The sequence below is a fragment of the Pseudomonas putida genome (assembly GCF_030159595.1).
Lineage (GTDB): Bacteria > Pseudomonadota > Gammaproteobacteria > Pseudomonadales > Pseudomonadaceae > Aquipseudomonas > Aquipseudomonas putida_AC.
On the sequence record NZ_BSKJ01000006.1, the window covers coordinates 182,758 to 203,836 of the forward strand.

The 21,079-nt window shown below is 61.2% G+C and carries 17 protein-coding genes and 2 pseudogenes; 9 read left to right on the forward strand and 10 right to left on the reverse strand.

Translation table 11 applies throughout. From position 1 onward, the window contains the following. Positions 1 to 7 precede the first annotated feature (7 nt). The 4 genes from QQL85_RS15455 to pcaR all read right to left on the reverse strand — a co-directional run bounded on the left by QQL85_RS15455 (position 8) and on the right by pcaR (position 5,435). Positions 8 to 1,297 (reverse strand): MFS family transporter, encoded by a 1,290-nt coding sequence (locus QQL85_RS15455; protein WP_284354380.1) that lies wholly within the window; start codon positions 1,295 to 1,297, stop codon positions 8 to 10. A gap of 188 nt (positions 1,298 to 1,485) precedes the next feature. Next, positions 1,486 to 2,688, reverse strand: coding sequence for a 3-oxoadipyl-CoA thiolase (gene pcaF / locus QQL85_RS15460; RefSeq protein ID WP_284354381.1), 1,203 nt, complete (start codon positions 2,686 to 2,688; stop codon positions 1,486 to 1,488). A gap of 204 nt (positions 2,689 to 2,892) precedes the next feature. Continuing rightward, positions 2,893 to 4,239, reverse strand: a complete 1,347-nt coding sequence (locus tag QQL85_RS15465) for an MFS transporter (protein ID WP_284354382.1) — start codon at positions 4,237 to 4,239, stop codon at positions 2,893 to 2,895. Between the two features lie 320 nt (positions 4,240 to 4,559). Then, positions 4,560 to 5,435, reverse strand: a complete 876-nt coding sequence (gene pcaR / locus QQL85_RS15470) for a pca regulon transcriptional regulator PcaR (RefSeq protein WP_284354383.1) — start codon at positions 5,433 to 5,435, stop codon at positions 4,560 to 4,562. Between the two features lie 477 nt (positions 5,436 to 5,912). Here pcaR and QQL85_RS15475 point away from each other — a divergent pair, with 477 nt between their 5' ends. Next, a complete protein-coding gene (locus tag QQL85_RS15475; RefSeq protein ID WP_012273990.1) occupies positions 5,913 to 6,113 on the forward strand; it encodes a hypothetical protein in 201 nt (66 codons plus the stop codon). Between the two features lie 322 nt (positions 6,114 to 6,435). After that, a complete protein-coding gene (locus tag QQL85_RS15480) occupies positions 6,436 to 7,908 on the forward strand; it encodes an inorganic phosphate transporter (protein WP_284354384.1) in 1,473 nt (490 codons plus the stop codon). Between the two features lie 106 nt (positions 7,909 to 8,014). Here QQL85_RS15480 and QQL85_RS15485 read toward each other — a convergent pair whose 3' ends face one another. Further along, positions 8,015 to 8,386, reverse strand: coding sequence for a DUF2834 domain-containing protein (locus QQL85_RS15485; protein ID WP_284354385.1), 372 nt, complete (start codon positions 8,384 to 8,386; stop codon positions 8,015 to 8,017). 79 nt (positions 8,387 to 8,465) lie between these two features. Further along, positions 8,466 to 9,935: a helicase HerA-like domain-containing protein gene (locus QQL85_RS15490; RefSeq protein WP_284354386.1), complete on the reverse strand. Its 1,470-nt coding sequence runs from the start codon at positions 9,933 to 9,935 to the stop codon at positions 8,466 to 8,468. Positions 9,936 to 10,160: 225 nt separating this feature from the next. Here QQL85_RS15490 and QQL85_RS26790 point away from each other — a divergent pair. The 5 genes and pseudogenes from QQL85_RS26790 to QQL85_RS15510 form a co-directional block, all read left to right on the forward strand. Further along, a pseudogene (locus QQL85_RS26790) lies at positions 10,161 to 11,120 on the forward strand (cache domain-containing protein); the annotation flags it as partial. A 261-nt stretch (positions 11,121 to 11,381) separates the two neighbouring features. Next, positions 11,382 to 11,978 (forward strand): annotated as a pseudogene (locus tag QQL85_RS26795) (methyl-accepting chemotaxis protein); the annotation flags it as partial. Between the two features lie 228 nt (positions 11,979 to 12,206). Then, positions 12,207 to 13,328: a glycosyltransferase family 4 protein gene (locus QQL85_RS15500; RefSeq protein WP_284354388.1), complete on the forward strand. Its 1,122-nt coding sequence runs from the start codon at positions 12,207 to 12,209 to the stop codon at positions 13,326 to 13,328. Continuing rightward, a complete protein-coding gene (locus QQL85_RS15505) occupies positions 13,321 to 14,085 on the forward strand; it encodes a polysaccharide deacetylase family protein (protein ID WP_284354389.1) in 765 nt (254 codons plus the stop codon). Before QQL85_RS15500 ends, QQL85_RS15505 begins: the two co-directional genes overlap by 8 nt. Further along, positions 14,082 to 15,074 (forward strand): lysylphosphatidylglycerol synthase transmembrane domain-containing protein, encoded by a 993-nt coding sequence (locus tag QQL85_RS15510; RefSeq protein ID WP_284354390.1) that lies wholly within the window; start codon positions 14,082 to 14,084, stop codon positions 15,072 to 15,074. Before QQL85_RS15505 ends, QQL85_RS15510 begins: the two co-directional genes overlap by 4 nt. A 308-nt stretch (positions 15,075 to 15,382) precedes the next feature. Here QQL85_RS15510 and purU read toward each other — a convergent pair whose 3' ends face one another. Next, complete coding sequence (gene purU / locus QQL85_RS15520; protein WP_284354392.1) at positions 15,383 to 16,234, reverse strand: formyltetrahydrofolate deformylase; 852 nt, start codon at positions 16,232 to 16,234, stop codon at positions 15,383 to 15,385. Between the two features lie 285 nt (positions 16,235 to 16,519). Here purU and mvaT point away from each other — a divergent pair, with 285 nt between their 5' ends. Then, positions 16,520 to 16,897, forward strand: coding sequence for a histone-like nucleoid-structuring protein MvaT (gene mvaT, locus QQL85_RS15525; protein WP_012273998.1), 378 nt, complete (start codon positions 16,520 to 16,522; stop codon positions 16,895 to 16,897). A 73-nt stretch (positions 16,898 to 16,970) separates the two neighbouring features. On the opposite strand, the gene sbcB is transcribed toward mvaT, so the two are convergent. From sbcB to QQL85_RS15540, 3 genes are all read right to left on the reverse strand, one after another. After that, positions 16,971 to 18,404 carry an exodeoxyribonuclease I gene (gene sbcB / locus QQL85_RS15530; RefSeq protein WP_284354393.1) on the reverse strand — a complete coding sequence of 478 codons (1,434 nt, stop codon included), beginning with the start codon at positions 18,402 to 18,404 and terminating at the stop codon, positions 16,971 to 16,973. 42 nt (positions 18,405 to 18,446) lie between these two features. Further along, complete coding sequence (locus QQL85_RS15535) at positions 18,447 to 18,806, reverse strand: PilZ domain-containing protein (RefSeq protein ID WP_060497981.1); 360 nt, start codon at positions 18,804 to 18,806, stop codon at positions 18,447 to 18,449. 123 nt (positions 18,807 to 18,929) lie between these two features. Continuing rightward, positions 18,930 to 19,316, reverse strand: coding sequence for a hypothetical protein (locus tag QQL85_RS15540; RefSeq protein ID WP_016713621.1), 387 nt, complete (start codon positions 19,314 to 19,316; stop codon positions 18,930 to 18,932). Positions 19,317 to 19,495: 179 nt separating this feature from the next. On the opposite strand from QQL85_RS15540, the gene pyk reads away from it, so the two are divergent. After that, a complete protein-coding gene (gene pyk, locus QQL85_RS15545) occupies positions 19,496 to 20,950 on the forward strand; it encodes a pyruvate kinase (RefSeq protein WP_152954684.1) in 1,455 nt (484 codons plus the stop codon). The last annotated feature ends 129 nt before the right edge of the window (positions 20,951 to 21,079 follow it).

A 21,079-nucleotide genomic window follows, 5' to 3' on the forward strand; every position in this document is an offset into this window, starting at 1 on the left:
CACGTCCTTAGTCATCGTGGTGCAGGTACGCGGCCTGCTTCGGCAGGCGCAGGCTGAACAGGAAGGCAATCGCCATCATGGCCGTCACATACCAGTAGAAAGTGTTTTCCATGTCCAGGGTCTTCAGGCCCAGGGCCACATACTCGGCAGAGCCGCCGAACGCCGCGTTGGCCACCGCATAGGCCAGGCCCACACCCAGCGCACGCACCTGTGGCGGGAACATTTCGGCCTTCACCAGGCCGCTGATCGAGGTGTAGAAACTGACAATACACAACGCCAGGCTGATCAGCACGAAGGCCATGAACGGGCTGGTCACGGTTTTCAGCGCCATCAGCAGCGGCACGGTGCACAGGGTACCGAGCGCGCCAAACAGCAGCATCGAATTACGCCGGCCGATACGGTCGGACAGCATGCCGAAGAACGGCTGCAGCACCATGAACAGGAACAGTGCGCCGGTCATCACATAGCTGGCGTTTTTCGCCGTCATGCCAGCGGTGTTGACCAGGTACTTCTGCATGTAGGTGGTGAAGGTGTAGAAGATCAGCGAACCACCAGCGGTATAGCCCAATACGGTGATGAACGCCGCTGCATGGTTGCGGAACAGGCCACTGACCGAACCTGCATCCTTGTCATTGCGGGTTTCGGCGCTGCTGGTCTCGTGCAGCGAGCGGCGCAGCATCAGCGAGATCAGCGCGGCGATGGCACCCACGACAAACGGAATGCGCCAGCCCCAGGCCCGCAATTCATCTTCTGTCAGCAACTGTTGAAGGATCACCACTACCAGCACCGCCAGCAACTGGCCGCCAATCAGGGTGACGTACTGGAACGAAGCAAAGAAACCGCGCTGGCCGCGCAGGGCCACTTCACTCATGTAGGTGGCGGTGGTGCCGTACTCGCCACCCACCGACAGGCCCTGGATCAGGCGGGCCAGCAATAGCAGTGCCGGGGCCCAGGTGCCGATGCTTGCATAGGTGGGCAGACAGGCGATCATCAGAGAGCCGAAGCACATCATCAGCACCGAGATCATCAGGGAATTCTTGCGACCATGGCGGTCAGCGAGGCGGCCGAAGATCCAGCCACCGATGGGGCGCATCAAAAAGCCTGCGGCGAACACCCCCGCGGTGTTCAGCAATTGCACCGTGGGGTCGTCGGAGGGAAAGAACGCCGGGGCGAAGTAGATCGCGCAGAAGGCGTAGACATAGAAGTCGAACCATTCCACCAGGTTGCCTGAAGAGGCGCCCACGATTGCGAAGATGCGCTTGCTGCGTTCTTCGCCGGTGTAATAGGTTGAGGTCATGACGGTTTACTCCTGGAGGGTCCTAGGTAAGTCTAGACATACCTGGTAACACACTCGTTCCGCTATCTGGCTGGCAATTGGCCTTGTGTCTAACAAGGCCGGCCTCTTCGCGGGCAAGCCCGCTCCTACAGGGGGAGGCGTGGTTCCCCCTGTAGGAGCGGGCTTGCCCGCGAAGAGGCCGGTACAGGTCAAACCCGCTCGATGGCCAAAGCCAGACCTTGGCCAACCCCTACACACATGGTCGCCAGGCCCTTACGCCCACCACTTTTCTCCAGCTGGTGCAGCGCCGTCAGCACCAGGCGCGCGCCACTCATGCCCAGCGGGTGGCCCAAGGCGATCGCGCCGCCATTAGGGTTCACCTGCGGCGCATCATCGGCCACACCCAGCTCACGCAGCACCGCCAGGCCTTGGCTGGCAAAGGCTTCGTTCAGCTCGATCACATCAAAATCACTGACCGCCACACCCAGGCGCTCGGTCAACTTGCGCACCGCAGGCACCGGGCCAATGCCCATCACCCGTGGTGCGACACCGCCGCTGGCCATGCCCAGTACCCGGGCACGCGGGGTCAGGCCGTGTTTCTTCACCGCTTCAGCTGACGCCAGGATCAGCGCCGCGGCACCGTCATTCACGCCCGAAGCGTTGCCAGCGGTGACCGTCTTGGCCGGGCCATTGACCGGCTTGAGCTTGGTCAGGGCTTCCAGCGTGGTTTCCGGGCGCAGGTGCTCGTCACGCTCGACGATGGTTTCGCCCTTCTTGTGCGCAATGCGCACCGGCACGATCTCTTCGGCGAAGAAGCCAGCGGCCTGTGCGGCTGCAGCTTTCTGCTGGCTGCGCAGGGCGAAAGCGTCCTGATCAGCACGCGAAACCTGGTAGTCGTCAGCCACGTTGTCGGCGGTTTCCGGCATGGAATCCACCCCGTACTGGCTCTTCATCAGCGGGTTGATGAAACGCCAGCCGATGGTGGTGTCTTCCAGCTTCATGTTGCGCGAATAGCCGCTTTCGGCCTTGCCCATGACGAATGGCGCACGCGACATCGACTCGACGCCGCCGGCAATCGCCAGCTCCATTTCGCCGCTGGCGATGGCACGGAAGGCGGTGCCGATGGCATCCATGCCCGACGCGCACAGGCGGTTCAGGGTGACGCCCGGGATGCTGTCCGGCAGGCCGGCCAGCAGCAGCGCCATGCGCGCCACGTTGCGGTTGTCTTCACCGGCCTGGTTAGCGCAGCCGAAGAACACTTCGTCGACTTGATCCCACTGCACGCTCGGGTTGCGCTCGATCAGCGCTTTCAGCGGCACGGCAGCCAGGTCGTCGGCACGCACGCCAGCCAGGGCGCCGCCAAAGCGGCCGATCGGGGTGCGGATGGCGTCACAGATAAATACGTCGCGCATTAGGCTTCTCCTGCCACTGGCCATGGGCCGCGGCGGTACGTTTGGAGGCTACTGGTCAGGGTGCTTCGATGCGCTCAGATTAAGGAGAGTGGCAGGGGGCTTACAATCCGATAATCGACTATTTGTGCGATTAGCGAACAACTTGTTGCTTTGCCAACCCTACAACACCGCGCTGCAAATGGGCCGCCATGCGGCCCCTGCCCCTCAAGTCGCGTCCGCGTGGCTGACCAGCCCTTTCACGATCACCCCCACGGTCGCCAGCGCCGCCGGCACCAGCAATGCCGTCAGCACCTGCTCGAAGTTCCAGCCCAGGCCCAGCAGCGTCGCGCCGCTCCAGGCCCCGAGAATCGCGCCAAAGCGGCCAATACCCAGCATCCACGATACACCCGTGGCACGGCCCTGAGTCGGGTAGAAGCGCGCCGCCAGCGACGGCATCGCCGACTGCGCACCGTTCACACACATACCCGCAATCAGCACCAGGGTGGCCAGTACGGTGATGCTGCCCAGGCTCTGCCCCACTGCGTAGGCGAACACTCCGGCCAGCAGGTAGAAAATGCCGATCACCTTGTGCGGGTTGTAGCGGTCCATGGCCCAGCCCACACCCACGGCACTCAGCACGCCGCCGAACTGGAACAGCGCACCGATGAACGCGGCCTGCTCCATACTCGCGCCGCTGTCACGCATCAGCGTTGGCAGCCAGCTGGTCAGCAGGTAGACGATCACCAGGCCCATGAAGTAAGTCAGCCACAGCAGCACAGTGCCCAGGCCATAGGTGCCGGAGAAGATCACCGCAAACACGCTGCGCGCGGCTACGGCCTTTTGTTCTGGCACGCTGAAGCTGCCCGCCTCGGCCACCACCTGCGGCGCAATCGGCGACAGGGTCTTGCGCACCTTGTCGGTACCTCGGTTGCGCACCACCAGGAACCGCGCCGACTCCGGCAGCCAGACCATCAGCACCAGTGCCAACAGCAGTGGCAGCACCCCACCGATGACCAGCAGGCTGTGCCAGCCGTAGGCCGGGATCATCTTGGCGGAAATGAAGCCACCGCCCGCCATGCCCAGGTTGAAACCACAGAACATGCTGGTTACCAGCAACGACTTGAGGCGCTCCGGGGTGTATTCAGACAGCAGTGTGGTGGCGTTGGGCATTCCCGCACCAAGGCCCAGGCCCGTGAGGAAGCGCAGTACCAGCAGTTGGTCGACGTTGGTGGCGTAAGCCGAAGCCAGACTGAAACCGCCAAACACCAGCACCGCGCCGACCAGTACACCTTTTCGACCGAAACGGTCAGCCAGCGGCCCGGAGCCCAGGGCGCCGAACACCATGCCGATCAACGCAGCACTCATGACCGGGCCGAGGCTGGCGCGGTCAATCCCCCACTCCTGCGACAGGGCAGGGGCGATGAACCCCATGGCAGCGGTATCCAAGCCGTCGAGGAAGACGATCAGGAAGCACAGCAACACGACCCGCCACTGATAGCGGGACAGCGGCTGCTGATTGATGAACGACTGAACGTCGAGGCTTTTGCCGACGTTGTTTTGCGCTTGGTTCATTGTTGTTATCCAGAATGAAGGGCACAGCCAGACCACTGCACGCGGGCAACCGGCACAGAGGACAATGATGGGGGAACAGGGCCTGTGTCAGCCTGGATACAACGGGACTGCGCGCGGGTGCGGCCGCGGCAGCGAGGGGACAGTATTCATGGTAGTGCCTCTAATGTTTTTCTTGTTCGGTCGGCATGGCCGACCGTTGCGAGAGACATTAATCAGCGGGCGCAGGTGAAGCAATTCACCCGGAACGACACTGTGCGTTTATCGCACAAGAAACGGTTTTGCCTGTTCTATTTTGGAGCCGTCTTGCGGCCCCAGCCATCTCAACCAAACAACTGATGACAAAGGTCGCGGCTAGCGGCCAGCAGTATCGGCAAGAAACGCTGCTCCAGTTCACTGCGCGTCACTCGCCCCACATGGGTGCTCACGTTCAACGCCGCCAACACTTGCCCCGATGCGTCATAGATCGGCACCGCGATCGATCGCAGCCCCTGCTCCAGCTCCTGGTCCACCACGCACCAACCCTGGGCGCGCACCTGCTGGATGCAGGCGAACAATGATTCAGGGTCATGCAGGGTACGGCTGGTGCGTGCCTTCAGGTCGGCACGTTCCAGGTATTCACGCAGACTGGTGTCGTCCAGGGCCGCCAGTAGAATGCGCCCCATCGACGTGCAGTAGGCCGGCAGGCGTCCGCCCACCGACAAGTCCACCGAGATCAGCCGCTCCACCGTGGCCGAGCGAGCGATATAAAGAATGTCGTCACCTTCGAGAGTGGCCATGTTGGCCGCCTCATGCAACTGGTCGCTGATGCGGTCCAGGTAAGGCTGGGCAGAAATCGCCAGCGGCGTCGACGACAGGTACGCATGCCCCAGGGTCAGCACTTTGGGTAACAGCGAATAGGTACGCCCGTCCGTGGTGGCGTATCCCAGCTTGATCAACGTATGCAGGCAACGGCGCACCGCTGCGCGGGGGATTTCGGTGCGGTGGCTGATCTGGGCGATGGTCAGGTGGCGCTTGCGCTCCTGGAACGCCTGGATCACAGCCAGGCCACGAGCCAGGGAGGTCATGAAGTCCGGGTCGCCGGTAAAGGCCTGGATGCGCTTGGCCGGGGAAGCCACGATCGGCGGCGCCATGGCAGCCGAGGCAGGTCGTGCCACCTCCGGATTGCCGGAATCGTTGCCCAGGGTTTCGTCACTCATCGCACACCTCAAAAAAAACGCCGGTTCGTGCGATTATCGAACAAACGGCCGATAATCGCAATTGACCGCCGACACTTTTGCTTATACCTTTCTCATGCCACTTGTGGCTTCTTTGGAGAGACTGGTCAGGTACCCACCGTAGAAGTCCCCAGGCAACGGCCTCGCCTTTTGGCGAGGCCGTTTTTCATTCGGGCATCGCCCCGGCACTGCAGCGAACTTTTATCCGCCATGCCTTTCAAACTTGTACGAAAGGTCCAGATTGCATCCCGACACACGCCTCTATTAACGTCAGGTGATGTCAGGGTTGGGTAAATAACGATGTTCGGCAAATTATCGATTGCTATAATCGATTACGCAGGCCCCGACGTTACCGTGGCAATGCAACCTTCCGTTGTATCAAGCCGTTGTGGCCAGTACGGTATGTGCAGGCTGCACAACGCATAACAACAGTCATTACACTTCATTCAGGTACTGCATGTGACGAAAGATGAACTGCGCGCAGAACTCGAGCGCCAGGCTGAACGTTACAAGGATGTTTACGGTGGTGAAGTCACCACTTACGCCGCACAGCCGGATCCGGAACGCAAACCTTGGCGCAAACGTGCCAGCGTGCGTGACCAGTCCTTCAGCCAGGAACTGGAGCGTATGGAAAAGGAACTGCGCAGCGACAATCCCTGACCCAGGGCCACGCCAGCGCGTCGTCGCCCGGCCAGCCCGGGCGAGGTCAACCTTTGATCGATCTTTACCGCCTGACTGACGATGTAATGGAATTACACAAATTTCATACGGTCGTTTGAATGATGGCGAACCCGCTATTTCTTCACTTTTCTGCCTGATTTCGCCAGATTTTGCGCTTTTTAGCAGATATTTACCTGCCCGAATGCCCCATCACGCACAGCATGCCAATGTCATGAAGATTGCCATCGGTCTGTAGCAAGTGCATCGATTGCCAAGGTTTTCTGGCATAATCCCGCCCCCCTATGACCGCCAGACAACCTTCATGATCGATTTATTCAGCGGACTGGATGCCTGGGTGTTGGTGAGCCTGCTGCTCGCCTTGACCTTCGTACTCGCCTTCGAGTTCATCAATGGCTTTCATGACACCGCCAACGCGGTAGCTACCGTCATCTATACCAAAGCCATGCCGCCGCACCTCGCCGTGTTCTTCTCCGGCGTGTTCAACTTCCTTGGCGTTCTGCTCGGCGGTGTCGGGGTGGCCTATGCCATCGTGCACCTGTTGCCGGTAGAGCTGCTGATCAACGTGAACACCGGACACGGCCTGGCCATGGTCTTCTCGCTGCTGGCTGCGGCCATCACCTGGAACCTGGGCACCTGGTACTTTGGTATCCCCGCTTCCAGCTCGCACACGCTGATCGGCTCCATTCTCGGTGTCGGCCTGGCCAACGCCCTGATCAACGACATCCCGCTGGGTGACGGCGTCAACTGGCAGAAAGCGATCGACATCGCCATGTCGCTGGTGGTCTCGCCAATGGCCGGCTTCGCCGTTGCCGCCCTGGTGCTGATCGGCCTGAAGTGGTGGCGCCCGCTGTCGAAGATGCACAAGACGCCCGACCAGCGCCGCAAGCTTGACGACAAGAAGCACCCACCTTTCTGGAACCGCCTGGTGCTGGTAGTTTCCGCCATGGGCGTGAGCTTCGTGCACGGCTCGAACGACGGCCAGAAAGGCATCGGTCTGATCATGCTGGTACTGATCGGGATCGTCCCGGCCAAGTTCGTCCTCGACCTGAACAGCACCACCTACCAGATCGAGCGTACCCGCGACGCCACCCTGCACATGAGCCAGTTCTACCAGCGCAACGCCGCCACCCTGGGCGAGTTCCTGGCGCTGGGCAAAGCCAAGTCCAGCGACCTGCCGGAGCAGTTCAGCTGCAACCCTCAGCAGACCGAGCCGACCATTGCCGCGCTGCAGGCCTCGCTGCAAGGCGTAACCGACTACCACAGCCTGGATGCCGAAAAGCGCGTCGAAGTACGCCGCTACCTGCTGTGCCTGGATGACACAGCGAAGAAGGTTGGCAAGCTGCCAGGCCTGGAGGCCCGTGAAAAGGCCGACCTGGAAAAACTGCGCAAAGACCTCACTGCCACTACCGAATACGCCCCGTTCTGGGTGATCGTGGCCGTCGCCCTGGCCTTGGGCCTGGGCACCATGGTTGGCTGGAAGCGCGTGGTACTGACCGTCGGCGAGAAGATCGGCAAGCAGGGCATGACCTATGCACAGGGCATGTCGGCACAGATCACCGCGGCCTGCGCCATCGGCATGGCCAACGTGTTTGCCCTGCCGGTATCGACCACCCATGTGCTGTCGTCTGGCGTGGCCGGCACCATGGTCGCCAACAAGAGCGGCCTGCAAGGCGGCACTGTGAAGACCATCCTGTTGGCTTGGGTACTGACCCTGCCGGCTTCGATGGGCCTGGCGGCTGGCCTGTTCTGGCTGGCATCCAAAGCCATTGGCTGAGTGACACCGCGATGAATGAAGGCGCCCACGGGCGCCTTTTTCATTCCACAATACGGCCTGTTCCGTCGTCCACTCTCCAGCAACTGTGGTGCATGTTGATGGAGGGTTAATCCAGAACAACTGCGTCAAGCCCGGCAGCCGCAAGATGACGCTCCCGGAAGAAAAGAAAGAGTGGCAAAGCCAACGAAGGGCCAACAGCAAGACAACACAGCGGCACCCACAGTCGGCGCATTGCAAGCCTACGGCCTTCTACTATCACGAATACAGCAACCGCTATTCCTGAAATGAGTACATCAGCCCAAGCGAATGCCGCGATGTTGTCGGAAGTTGCCTGTTGTACCAGTAGCGGTATGTTGAGGTTGTGGACAGCAAGCCATGGAACAAATTGCGAGAGGGGCAAAGCCGCGCCCGCAACGCACAGAATAATGTAGAAGACCTGCATATTGCCTCCTGTCGAGCCAAACTTGATGTAGACCATGCCGACCGCTGGCCATGGCGGGTGCTTGCAGTATGAAAGGGCACCAGCCCTTGCCAACTTCTTCGCGGATACAGGCCAACTACCTTTTCTTGCCCCCCAGCAATGAGCCCATCAACCCCCGCACCAGCTGCCGCCCCAGCTGATTGGCCGCCTGGCGCACCGCCGACTTGATCGCCTGCCCTGCCGCACTCTGCAAGAAATCACCAGCCTTGTCGGCAAAGCTCTCCTCATCCGGCTGCGGCGCCGGCTCCACGGCCTCGCCCTTGCGCTGGGTCAGCATTTCATAAGCCGACTCACGGTCCACTGGCTTGTCATAACGCCCCGCCAGCGGCGAAGCGGCAATCAGCGCACTGCGTTCAGCCGCAGACAAAGGTCCGATGCGTGACTGCGGCGGTGCAACCAGCACCCGCTGCACCATGGCCGGGGTGCCCTTCTCTTCCAGCGTACCCACCAGCGCCTCGCCAATCCCCAGCTCGGTCAACACCGCCAGGGTGTCGAACGCCGGGTTGGGGCGAAAGCCATCGGCCACCGCTCGCAGCGACTTTTGCTCCTTCGCGGTAAACGCCCGCAAGCCATGCTGAATGCGCAAACCCAGCTGGGCCAACACCGCATCCGGCAGGTCGCCGGGCGACTGGGTAACGAAGTACACCCCCACACCCTTGGATCGAATGAGCCGCACCACTTGTTCCAGCCGATCCTGCAACGCCTTGGGCGTGCCGTTGAACAACAAGTGCGCTTCATCGAAGAACAAGGCCAGCACTGGTTTGTCGGCATCCCCTCGCTCGGGCAACTGCTCGAACAACTCAGCCAATAGCCACAGCAGGAAAGTCGCGTACACCTTGGGCGCTTCATGCACCAACCGACTGGCATCGAGCAGGTGAATGCGCCCACGGCCATCCGGGTCCGGCCGTAGCAGGTCTTCAAGCTGCAATGCCGGCTCACCGAAAAGTGCTTCGGCGCCCTGCTGCTCCAGGGTCGCTAGCCGCCGCAACAAAGCCTGGGTAGAGGCAGTGGTCATCAGCGCGCTGTCTTCGCCCAGCAGTTGCGGGTTGTCCTTCAGGTGCGCAAGCAATGCCTTGAGGTCTTTCAGGTCCAGCAGCAACAGGCCCTCGCGGTCTGCGACCTTGAAGGCGGCGTACAGCGCGGCTTGCTGGCTGTCGGTCAGCTCCAGCAGGTTGCCCAACAGCAGTGGCCCCATCTCACTGAGGGTGGTGCGCAGGGGGTGGCCGGACTGCCCGGCGATATCCCACAGGCTTACCGGGTAGGCCTGGGGCGTATGCCCCAGCCAGGGCATACCGGCAATACGCTCGGCCACCTTGCCCTGTGGCGCGCCGGCAGCCCCCAGGCCGCAGAGGTCGCCTTTGACATCGGCCGCGAACACAGCCACCCCCGCCTTGCTGAACACTTCTGCCAGATGCTGCAGGGTGACGGTCTTGCCCGTGCCCGTCGCGCCCGCCACCAGACCGTGACGGTTGGCCAGCCGCATCGCTTGCCCTACTGGCTGGCCATCCGGGCCAGCGCCTACAACGATGGTCGAAGATTCCGACATCTCATTAATCCTCTGCTCAAGCTTTACCTTAATTCGGCCGATACCTTTGGGTGATATTCGCCTTAATAGAGAGGAACAACCGAAAAGGGATATTTCGGGATGTTGCATTGCCTTGCGCTCCCCCCGAGCGAACGCCTGATATAACACCTTAGCGGAACCGATTACGCCATGAACAAAAGCCTTCGTTTCAGCCACAAGATTCTTTTGGCGGCATCACTGATCGTGATGCTCGCCTTCAGCCTTTTCACCCTCTACAACGATTACCTCCAGCGTAATGCGATCCGCGAGGACCTGGAAAACTATCTGGCTGAAATGGGCACCTCCACTTCGACCAACATTCGCAACCTGTTCGAAGGTCGTATCAAACTGGTGGAGAACCTGGCGCAGAACATTGCCCAGGACCCAACCAACGCCGAGACCCTGATGGGGCAGAACGCGCTGGCCTCCAGTTTCCTCACGGTCTACCTGGGTAAGGTCGACGGCGGCTTTAGCGTACGCCCGGACTCAAAAATGCCCGATGGATACGACCCGCGCACCCGCCCTTGGTACAAGGATGGCATGAATGCGGCGGGCGCGACCCTGACCGAGCCGTACATCGACATGACCACCAACAAGATGGTCATCGGCATCCTCAGCAAGGTGTCCAGCAGTGTCGGCGTGGTGGGGGGTGACCTGGCGCTGGACGGCCTGGTGCAGATCATCAACTCGCTGAACTTCGGCGGCATGGGCTACGCCTTCCTGGTCAACGACCAAGGCAAGATCCTGGTGCATCCGGACAAAGACCTGGTAATGAAGTCGCTGTCCGACCTGTTCCCGCAACACACGCCGAAACTGACCGGTGAGCTGACCGAAGTACAGAGTGATGGCCAGACCCGCCTGCTGACCTTCACCCCGATTACCGGCCTGCCGTCGGCCAACTGGTACATTGGCCTGTCGGTGGACAAGGACAAGGCCTTCTCGATGCTCAGCACCTTCCGCACCTCGGCGGTGATCGCCACCGTGGTAGCGGTGGTAATCATCATCGGTCTGCTCGGCCTGCTGATCCGCGTGTTGATGCAGCCGCTGCACACCATGACGCGCGCCATGGAAGACATTGCCGAAGGTGAAGGCGACCTGACCAAGCGTCTGCGCATCCACAATCACGACGAGTTCGGCATCCTCGGCAACGCCTTCAACCGGTTCGTAGAGCGCATTCACAGCAGTATTCGCGAAGTGTCCTCGGCCACCGCGCAGGTCAACGAAGTCGCCCTGCGCGTGATCAGTGCTTCGAATTCGTCGATGACCAACTCCGACGAGCAGTCCAACCGCACCAACAGCGTGGCTGCCGCCATCAACGAATTGGGTGCCGCCGCCCAGGAAATTGCCGGCAACGCTGCCCAGGCTTCCCAGCATGCAAGCTCCGCGCGCCTGTTGGCCGAAGAAGGCCAGCAAGTGGTCGAGCGCAACATTGCCGCGATGAACCGCCTGTCCGACCTGATCGTCACGTCCAGCGAGCACATCGAAACGCTGAACAGCAAGACCGTGAATATCGGGCAGATCCTCGAAGTGATCACCAGCATTTCCCAGCAGACCAACCTGCTGGCGCTGAACGCCGCTATCGAGGCGGCCCGCGCCGGTGAAGCCGGGCGTGGTTTTGCCGTGGTCGCCGATGAAGTGCGCAACCTGGCACACCGCACCCAGGAATCGGCGCAACAAGTGCAGACCATGATCGAAGAGCTGCAGGTCGGTGCCCGCGAGTCGGTCGAGACCATGGACCAGAGCCAGCGCCACAGCCAGGACAGCATGCAGATCGCCAACCAGGCCGGTGAGCGGCTGGACAGCGTTACCGTGCGCATTGGCGAGATCGACGGCATGAACCAGTCGGTGGCCACTGCCACTGAAGAGCAGACCGCCGTGGTGGAGGCCATCAACATGGACATCAACGAGATCAACATGCTCAACCAGGAAGGCGTGGAGAACCTGCAAGCCACCCTGCGTGCCTGTTCGGACCTGGAGCAGCAGGCTGGTCGCCTTAAACATCTGGTGGGCAGCTTCCGCATCTAAATACAGACCGCGTCGCCTGCTTCGCGGGTAAACCCGCTCCCACAGAGACTACGCAGGCCTTGATGCTTGCGCTGCCTCCTGTGGGAGCGGGTTTACCCGCGAAGAAGCCCACGCCGCTCCCCGCCCAACCCCGACCGAACAAACTATCCTTCTGAAAGGTCAACCTTTAGGCGCGTCATCGCCGGCCCACTACCGCCGGATGACAGACCCGAAGACGATCCCGGAGGGATGCTGATCGTGCACATCGCCGACATCACCATGTTCTACGCCCCGGCCAGCGGTGGCGTACGTACCTATCTTGATGCCAAACACCGCCGCCTCGACGCCATCCACGGTGTACGCCATAGCTTGTTGATTCCCGGCGCCAACGCCCGTCATGCCGATGGCATCTTTCATGTACCCGCCCCACCTCTGCCGTTTGGCAAGGGCTACCGCTTTCCGGTACGCCTGGCCCCCTGGTGCAAGACGCTGCGCATGCTCAAACCCGACCTGATCGAAGTCGGCGATCCCTACCTGACCGCCTGGGCGGCGCTGGAAGCACGGCGCCAGCTCGATGTGCCGGTGATCGGTTTCTACCACTCCGACTTGCCGCTACTGGTCAGCAACCGCATGGGCAACTGGTTCACACCCAATGTCGAGGCCTATGTCAGCAAGCTGTACGGCAATTTCGACCGGGTACTGGCGCCCAGCCAGGTCATGGCCGACAAACTGCGCCGCCTGGGCATACGCGATGTGCATGTGCAACGCTTGGGCGTGGACTTGGCCACCTTCAACCCCGATCAACGCGACCCGCACTTGCGCGCGCAGCTGGGCATTGCCGACACCAGCCGCCTGTTGATCTACGCCGGCCGCGGCTCGCGGGAAAAGAACCTGCCGGTGCTGCTCGACTGCATGCAGCAGCTCGGCGCCCCCTACCATCTGTTGTTGGTAGGTTCGAACATGCCCGCCAATGTGCCGCACAACGTCAGCGTCATCGACCACTTCTGCCCGGCTGCGGAGGTGGCCCGGCTGATGGCCAGCGCCGACCTGCTGGTGCACGCTGGCGACCAGGAAACGTTCGGCCTGGTCATTCTCGAAGCCATGGCCAGCGCTACGCCGGTGGTAGCCGTGCGCGCGGGTGCCTTTGGTGAAATCATCAACGAACAGTGCGGCCGGTTGTGCGCGCCCAACGATGGTCGGGCCATGGCATCGGCCGTACGCGAGGCGTTCGATGCAGGTGTAGACACGCTCGGCGCACAGGCCCGTCGCCATGTAGAGCAGCATTACTCGTGGGATAACGTAGTCACGGGCCTGCTACAACACTATCAGGCCGTGCTCGGCCATCAGCCACAGGTGCGTGCCCATGCCTGAGCCCGACTCCAGCCAACGCAGCCTCATGCTGGTGCTGCACGATGTAGCCCCGGAAACCTGGCCAGACTATGAGCCATTCGTAGAGGCCGTGGACGCGCTAGGCAACGTGCCCATGACATGGTTGGTGGTCCCGGACTTCCATCGGCGCAATCCGCTGCCCCAGGCCCCCTCGTTCTGCCACCTGCTGGACAAACGCCTGGCCAACGGGGACGAACTGGCGCTGCACGGCTACGCCCATGCTGACGAAGGGCCGCCACCGCGCAGCCCCATCGACTATTTCATGCGACGCATCTATACCCATGAAGGCGAGTTCTACAGCCTTGATGAAGACGAAGCACTTACCCGCCTGCAGGATGGCCTGGCACTGTTCGAGGGCCAAGGTTGGCCTGTGGCAGGGTTTGTCGCACCGGCCTGGCTTATGAGCCAAGGTACTCGACAAGCGTTGCGCCGCCTGCCGCTGAAGTACACCAGCACACCGCAGCATTTGTACCGTTTGCCTGACTTCATCGCTATCGATGCACCAGGCCTTGTCTGGAGTGCCCGCAGCGCATGGCGTCGCGAATTGTCCCGCGTGCTGTGCGACTGGCAATACCGTCGCTGGAAAGGCGCGACCACATTGCGCCTGGGGCTGCATCCGGTAGACATGCGCCATCGCTCGTCGCGTGACTATTGGCTGCGCACACTGGAGCAACTGCTTGAGGATGGGCGCGAGCCGCTGACCAAATCGGCCTGGCTGGAGCGCCAGGTGGCAGCATGAACCGCTGGGCCTTGCTGATGCTGGCATTGTTGGGCGCAGCGCTGGTGCCAGCGCTGTTGGGAGGTAGCCAGCTGCTGCCCAGGCTAAGCCGGTTCGACCCACAACTGCTGCTCATATTGCTTGGCATGATTCTATCGTGCTGGGTCATCAACGCCCTGCGCTTGCGCTTGTTGCTGGGTGAGCAGGCAAAACAGTTAAGCCATGCACGCAGCCTCGGCGTGGTCATGGCCACGGAGTTTGCCATCTGCACGACCCCCGGTGGCAGTGGTGGGCCTTTGACCCTGATGGCCCTGCTGGCGCGCGACCGAATCGGCCCCGCACGCAGCGGCGCCGTGTTCGCCATGGACCAGTTGAACGATCTGGCGTTCTTCTTCTGCGCAATGCTTGCGATAGCCGGCTACGCGTTGTTCCACAGCCTGGGCCGCAGCCAGGAAAGCATGCTACTGGGCAGCGCATGGCTGCTATGCACCGCACTGGCCGGGGTGATCGGGCTATTGCGCTACCGGCGCACGGTAATGCGCATGAACGGCAGGCTGCTGCAGCACCTGGGCGTGGGCCAGCCACGCAAACGCCGCTGGGCGCGCAAACTGCTGCACTTCATCGACGCACTGGTACAGACCTGGCACCTGCCCAAGCGCACGCTGAGCCTGGTATTCACCCTGACCTGCGCCCACTGGGGCCTGCGCTACAGCGTGCTGTACCTGGTATTGCGAGGGTTGGGAGTGGACCTGGCGTGGATCCCAAGCTTCCTGGTGCAGATGCTGTCGCTCAGTGCCGGCCAGTTCAGCCTGTTGCCCGGAGGGGCGGGTGCCGCCGAGCTGACTTCGGCCAGCCTGCTGACGCCCTTGGTGGGCAGTTCGACCGCAGCGGCGGCGATCCTGATATGGCGGGCGGTTACTTACTACTTCTATCTGCTGGCGGGTGGGCCGGTATTTGTGTGCCTGCTGGCGCGTCCGTTGCTGGAGCGCTGGCGGCGTCAGGCAGGTTGAGTTGTTGCCAGAGTTCGGCGGCGCCGGGGAAGTCGGTGCCGTCAGTGTCATCCAGGGCTTCGGGGTCGTAGCGGGCCAGGCAGCCTTCGCCGAGGGTGGGCGGGGGGGAAGCAGTGGGGGTGTTACGTTGCTTGGCCATTGGCGTATGCCTCAAGATTGCCGGGGGCGCTTTGCGCCCCATCGCGACACAAGGCCGCTCCTACAAGGGATCGCGTACCGACATTGCATCGCATATCTCCTGTAGGAGCGGCCTTGTGTCGCGATGGGCTGCAAAGCAGCCCCAAAATCCCACAGGCAACCAAGTAGTATCAGTCAAACACCACAGTCTTGTTGCCATGCACCAGCACCCGGTCTTCCAGGTGATAACGCAGGCCACGGGCCAGCACCATCTTCTCCACATCACGGCCAAAGCGGACCATGTCCTCGATGCTGTCGGCATGACTGACACGCACCACGTCCTGCTCGATGATCGGGCCGGCATCCAGCTCTTCGGTGACGTAGTGGCAGGTCGCGCCGATCAGCTTCACGCCTCGCAGGGCCGCCTGGTGGTACGGCTTGGCGCCGACGAACGACGGCAGGAAGCTGTGGTGGATGTTGATCACTTTCTCGGCATAGTCCTGGCACAGTTGCGGCGGCAGGATTTGCATGTAGCGGGCCAGCACCACTACATCGGCAGCATGCTCATTGACCAGGCGCGACACTTCGGCAAAGGCAGGGGCCTTGTCCTTGGGGTCGACCGGCACATGGAAGAACGGAATGCCGTGCCACTCGACCATGCTGCGCAGGTCGTTGTGGTTGGAAATCACACACGGGATCTCGCAGTCCAGCTCATCGGTGTGCCAACGGTGGAGTAAATCGGCCAGGCAGTGCGACTCTCGGCTGGCCATCAGTACCACGCGCTTTTTCTGTGCCGAGTCGGTCACGCGCCAAGTCATGGAGAACTCTTCGGCGATGGGCGCGAAGGCCTCACGGAAGGCTTCGATACCGAATGGCAGGGATTCAGCGCGAATTTCATGGCGCATGAAGAACCAACCGCTCTGCTCATCGGAATGGTGGCTGGCTTCGTTGATCCAGCCATTGTACAAGGCCAGGAAATTACTGACTTTCGCCACGATGCCGACGCGGTCGGGGCAGGCGATCACCAGACGATAGGTGCGCATGAATGAGACTCCAGAACTTCGCAAAGGCGCCTATTCTAGCGGCCCGCCAGAAAAAACGCAGTATTGATCGAAGCCGCGAGGGTCAATGCAGGCCTGCAAACGCAGCCACGCGCTTTGTCTGACAGACATGACGAAATGCAGGGCTTTTATGTGAATTTTTGTTCACATAGCGAAATGTTGTCACCGCTTAATTAACAGTTAACTGCCCAATATCATGTTTACTTGCGAGTATCGCCTGTCTATTATTGCCCCACACATTTCTGAACACGCATTAAGGAACACTCCATGTCCCTGATCAACGAATACCGCGCTACCGAAGAAGCCATCAAGGAACTTCAGGCCCGCCTGGCCAACCTGTCGCAGGATGACAAGCTGAAGAAAGAACTGGAGTTCGAAGGCAAACTGCGCACGCTGATGGGTGAATACTCCAAGTCGCTGCGCGACGTGATTGCCCTGCTCGACCCAGAGTCGAAACTGAGCAAGGCACCTCGTGGTGCTGTCAAGACCACTGCCACCAAGCGTGCGCGCAAGGTCAAGCAATACAAAAACCCGCACAACGGTGAAGTGATCGAAACCAAGGGCGGCAACCACAAAACCCTGAAAGAGTGGAAAGCCACTTGGGGTGGCGATGTGGTTGAAAGCTGGGCGACCCTGCTGGACTGATTGTCCACCTACGCCTTTTGCTTATCGCAACAAAAACGCCGGCACATTGCCGGCGTTTTTGTTTGCCCACCTGTCAGTCAATTGCAAATTGTGTCTGCAATTGCCTGGCATGCCTGTGCCAAGCCTCCAACACACGTCGGCCAGCCTCGTCAGCGCCCTCCCAGGCTTGCTGGCGCGCCTTCTCGAAGTCGCCCAGCGTATTCGGTGCGCCCCACTGCGGGTCGCTCAAGCGCTGCTGACAGAAGCCATACCAGCGCTGGCGCTCTTCGCTGTTCAGGGTGTCAGGGAAGTTACGCGCCCGATAGCGGAACAACAGTTCAGGTAAGCGCGGGTCATCGAACATCCAGTGCCCATGGCTCAACTGTGCCGGTTCCAGCGCACGAACTTGCTCGCATAAGCGTCGGTCGCGATCGCCAATAAAACCCTCGTACAACTGCTGTTCCGGGTCCTCACTCGGGGCGAACTCATCTTTGCCATAGATGTGTTCCAGCTTGTCTTGCCATTGCGCCTGTTGATGGGCCAGCTGTTCACCGCGCAATTGTAACAACGTCAAGTCCAGGCCCAATCGTTGTTGATCGGCCGGGCGCAATACCGACAGCGGTGCCAGTACGGGGCAACGATTGATCTGCACCAGTTTGAGCGGTACCGGTAATTCACCCTCGGCCAATTCATCATGGCGGGTGTACAAGCGCTGGCGCAAAACTTCAGCACTTTCCCGCAATAACGGTAGGGTTTCCTGATGCAGGTCGCACACAATCAGTGCATTGCGATTACGCGGGTGCCAGGCCAGTGGCAATACGACACCCAGGTAATTACGCGCCGCCGAAAAGCGCCCGGATATATGCACCAGTGGCTGTAACAAACGGATCTGCTCCATCACTTTATGCTTGCTGCGTAACTGGAACAGCCAGTCATACAATTTTGGCTGTTTCTGCCGAATCAGGCGGGCCAGGGCAATGGTTGCCCGCACGTCGGAAAGCGCTTCGTGGGCATGCCCGTGATCAATGCCATTGGCTTTGCTCAGCAGCTCCAGGCGCAGGCTGGTGCGGCCGTCCTGCTGCGGCCATTGAATGCCGTCGGGGCGCAGGGCATAGGCGGTACGCACGATGTCGATCAGGTCCCAGCGGCTGTTGCCGCCCTGCCACTCACGGGCATAGGGGTCGAAAAAGTTGCGATACAGGCTGTAGCGGGTCACTTCATCGTCAAAGCGCAGGGTGTTGTAGCCGGCACCACAGGTGCCCGGCTGCGCCAGCTGTGCATGCACCCGGGTCATGAACTCGGCTTCGCACAGGCCTTGCTCAGCCAGCAGTTGCGGGGTGATACCGGTCACCAGGCAGGCTGCCGGGTGCGGCAGGATGTCGTCCGAAGGCCGGCAATAAAGGCTGATCGGCTCGTCGACCTCGTTGAGGTCGAAGTCAGTGCGCACGCCGGCCACCTGCAGTGGGCGGTCGCAGCGTGGGTTGATGCCGGTGGTTTCGTAGTCGTGCCAGAAAATGCTGGAGGTCACGGGGTCGTCCTGTATCGAGGTCGACCCGATTCTAGCGCAGCCTCAGACAGAAGCGTTGGCGGGGTGGAAACTGAAATAGTCGCGCAACGAATGTACGAACTCGTCGTATTCGCGCGGTGCCTGCAACAGCATGAAGCCCGAATCGTAGTGCCCGGGCGTCTGGTCTTCGCGGCACCACAGGCAACTGGCGGTAAGGTTGACGAACTGATGCCCCCCGCCGACCAACGGCATGCGCAGTTGCAATTCGTAATCGGGCCCGACCAGCACGGGCAACTGGCTGATGACCATCAGGCCATCTTCGGAGGCATTGCCTAGCTGGCCGATCTCCTGGTTGGTAAACCGGTTGAACACCTTGAGGACACAAGGCAGCTGATGACGTTCGATGTGGCGCTTGTTGAACATGATCGCAAGTGTATTCCGTACCTGATGCCAGGAATACAAGGAACTGGCGGTTGTTGTAACAGCTGAGTTACAGATTAGCGCAGCGCGCGCAGCAAATCTCGTGAAATAAACCACACCTTGGTGTTAGCGCCAAGGTACGGTCGTCACCGGCTTGGCCACCGCCGTTTCACCGCCGCGCAAATGGCCCAGCTTTTCCAGAGTCTGCAGGCGTGCCTGGGCGCGATAGGCGTACTCGTTGCCCGGGTACTGCTGGATCAGGTATTGATAGGTCTGCGCGGCATCCACATACAGCGCCTGGCGCTCCAGGCACTGGCCGCGTAACAGCGACACCTCGGGGTGGATGAATGGCCGCGCACGGCTGGTGCGATCGACCTGCGACAGTTCCAGCATGACCCGGGCGCAATCGCCACGGTCATAGGCGCGGTAGGCATTGTTCAGGTGGTGGTCCATGGACCAGCGGGTGCAGCCGACGACGCTGGCGGCCAGGGCTAAAACAATCAGGGCTCGCATGGGGATCTCCTTTGATGCCTGTTTATCGGCCAACGCCAACAAATCTTCACAGCCTTTTGCAAGGATACCTTGCCCGTTCAAATGCCACCCTGCCTTGGTCGCAGGTAGTGCAACGGAACAATGACTACAGCGAGATTCAGGAGTAGCCTTTCGCTGCGCTTCACTATAGGAGTCTGTGCATGAGTATCCGCCGTACCAAAATCGTCGCCACCCTTGGCCCCGCCAGCAACTCGCCGGAAGTGATCGAACAGCTGATCCTCGCCGGCCTGGACGTGGCACGTCTGAACTTCTCCCACGGCACGCCGGACGAGCACAAGGCCCGCGCGCGCCTGATCCGTGACATCGCCGCCAAGAACGGCCGCCATGTAGCACTGCTGGGCGACTTGCAGGGTCCGAAGATCCGCATCGCCAAGTTCGCCAACAAGCGCATCGAATTGAAGATCGGTGACAAGTTCACCTTCTCCACCGCCCACCCGCTGACCGAAGGCAACCAGGACATCGTCGGTATCGACTACCCCGACCTGGTCAAGGACTGCGGCGTCGGTGACGAACTGCTGCTCGACGATGGCCGCGTGGTCATGCGCGTCGAAACCGCCACTGCAGACGCCCTGCACTGCGTGGTGATCATCGGTGGCCCGCTGTCGGACCACAAAGGCATCAACCGCAAAGGTGGCGGCCTGACCGCACCGGCCCTGACCGAAAAAGACAAGGCCGACATCAAGCTGGCCGCGGAAATGGACCTGGACTACCTGGCCGTGTCCTTCCCGCGAGACGCCAGCGACATGGAATACGCGCGCAAGCTGCGTGACGAGTCCGGCGGCAGCGCCTGGCTGGTGGCCAAGATCGAACGCGCCGAAGCGGTTGCCGACGACGAGACCCTCGACAAGCTGATCGCCGCCTCCGACGCCGTGATGGTTGCCCGTGGCGACCTGGGTGTGGAAATCGGCGACGCCGAGCTGATCGCCATCCAGAAGAAGATCATCCAGCACGCCCGCCGCAACAACAAAGCGGTGATCGTGGCGACCCAGATGATGGAGTCGATGATCCAGAACCCGATGCCGACCCGTGCCGAAGTGTCCGACGTGGCCAACGCCGTGCTGGACAACACTGACGCGGTGATGCTGTCGGCAGAAAGTGCCGCCGGTTCCTACCCGATCGAAGCCGTACAGGCCATGGCGCGTATCTGCTCGGGCGCCGAAAAGCACCCGACCAGCCAGAAGTCCAGCCACCGCCTGCACACCACCTTCGAGCGCTGCGACGAAAGCATCGCCCTGGCGGCCATGTACACCGCCAACCACTTCCCGGGCGTGAAGGCGATCATCGCCCTGACCGAAAGTGGCTACACCCCGCTGATCATGTCGCGCCTGCGTTCGCATGTGCCGATCTTCGCCCTGTCGCCGCACCGCGCTACCCAGGCTCGCGCCAACATGTTCCGCGGCGTGTACCCGATCGCCTTCGACCCGGCCTCGCTGCCGGCCGACAAGGTGAGCCAGGCAGCGGTCGACGAACTGCTCAAGCGTGGCTTGGTGGAGCAAGGTGACTGGGTAATCCTGACCAAAGGTGACAGCTACCACACCATCGGTGGTACCAATGGCATGAAAATCCTGCATGTCGGTGACCCGCTGGTCGGCTGATACTGCTTTAAGGGGGCCGCTCTGCGGCCCTTCGCGGGCAAGCCCGCTCCCACAGGGATATCACTGTTATCGAAACCTGTGATATTCCTGTGGGAGCGGGCTTGCCCGCGAATAGGCTGGTACAGTCAA

Coding starts and splice junctions, on each gene's coding strand:
- QQL85_RS15485 (WP_284354385.1), bottom strand. CDS start 8,386: ATGGTCTACATCAAGTTTGGCTCGACAGGAGGCAATATGCAGGTCTTC.
- QQL85_RS15505 (WP_284354389.1), top strand. CDS start 13,321: ATGCCTGAGCCCGACTCCAGCCAACGCAGCCTCATGCTGGTGCTGCAC.
- QQL85_RS15490 (WP_284354386.1), bottom strand. CDS start 9,935: ATGTCGGAATCTTCGACCATCGTTGTAGGCGCTGGCCCGGATGGCCAG.
- QQL85_RS15540 (WP_016713621.1), bottom strand. CDS start 19,316: ATGCGAGCCCTGATTGTTTTAGCCCTGGCCGCCAGCGTCGTCGGCTGC.
- purU (WP_284354392.1), bottom strand. CDS start 16,234: ATGCGCACCTATCGTCTGGTGATCGCCTGCCCCGACCGCGTCGGCATC.
- pcaF (WP_284354381.1), bottom strand. CDS start 2,688: ATGCGCGACGTATTTATCTGTGACGCCATCCGCACCCCGATCGGCCGC.
- QQL85_RS15535 (WP_060497981.1), bottom strand. CDS start 18,806: ATGTTCAACAAGCGCCACATCGAACGTCATCAGCTGCCTTGTGTCCTC.
- QQL85_RS15510 (WP_284354390.1), top strand. CDS start 14,082: ATGAACCGCTGGGCCTTGCTGATGCTGGCATTGTTGGGCGCAGCGCTG.
- QQL85_RS15480 (WP_284354384.1), top strand. CDS start 6,436: ATGATCGATTTATTCAGCGGACTGGATGCCTGGGTGTTGGTGAGCCTG.
- pcaR (WP_284354383.1), bottom strand. CDS start 5,435: ATGAGTGACGAAACCCTGGGCAACGATTCCGGCAATCCGGAGGTGGCA.
- QQL85_RS15455 (WP_284354380.1), bottom strand. CDS start 1,297: ATGACCTCAACCTATTACACCGGCGAAGAACGCAGCAAGCGCATCTTC.
- pyk (WP_152954684.1), top strand. CDS start 19,496: ATGAGTATCCGCCGTACCAAAATCGTCGCCACCCTTGGCCCCGCCAGC.
- QQL85_RS15500 (WP_284354388.1), top strand. CDS start 12,207: ATGCTGATCGTGCACATCGCCGACATCACCATGTTCTACGCCCCGGCC.
- mvaT (WP_012273998.1), top strand. CDS start 16,520: ATGTCCCTGATCAACGAATACCGCGCTACCGAAGAAGCCATCAAGGAA.
- QQL85_RS15465 (WP_284354382.1), bottom strand. CDS start 4,239: ATGAACCAAGCGCAAAACAACGTCGGCAAAAGCCTCGACGTTCAGTCG.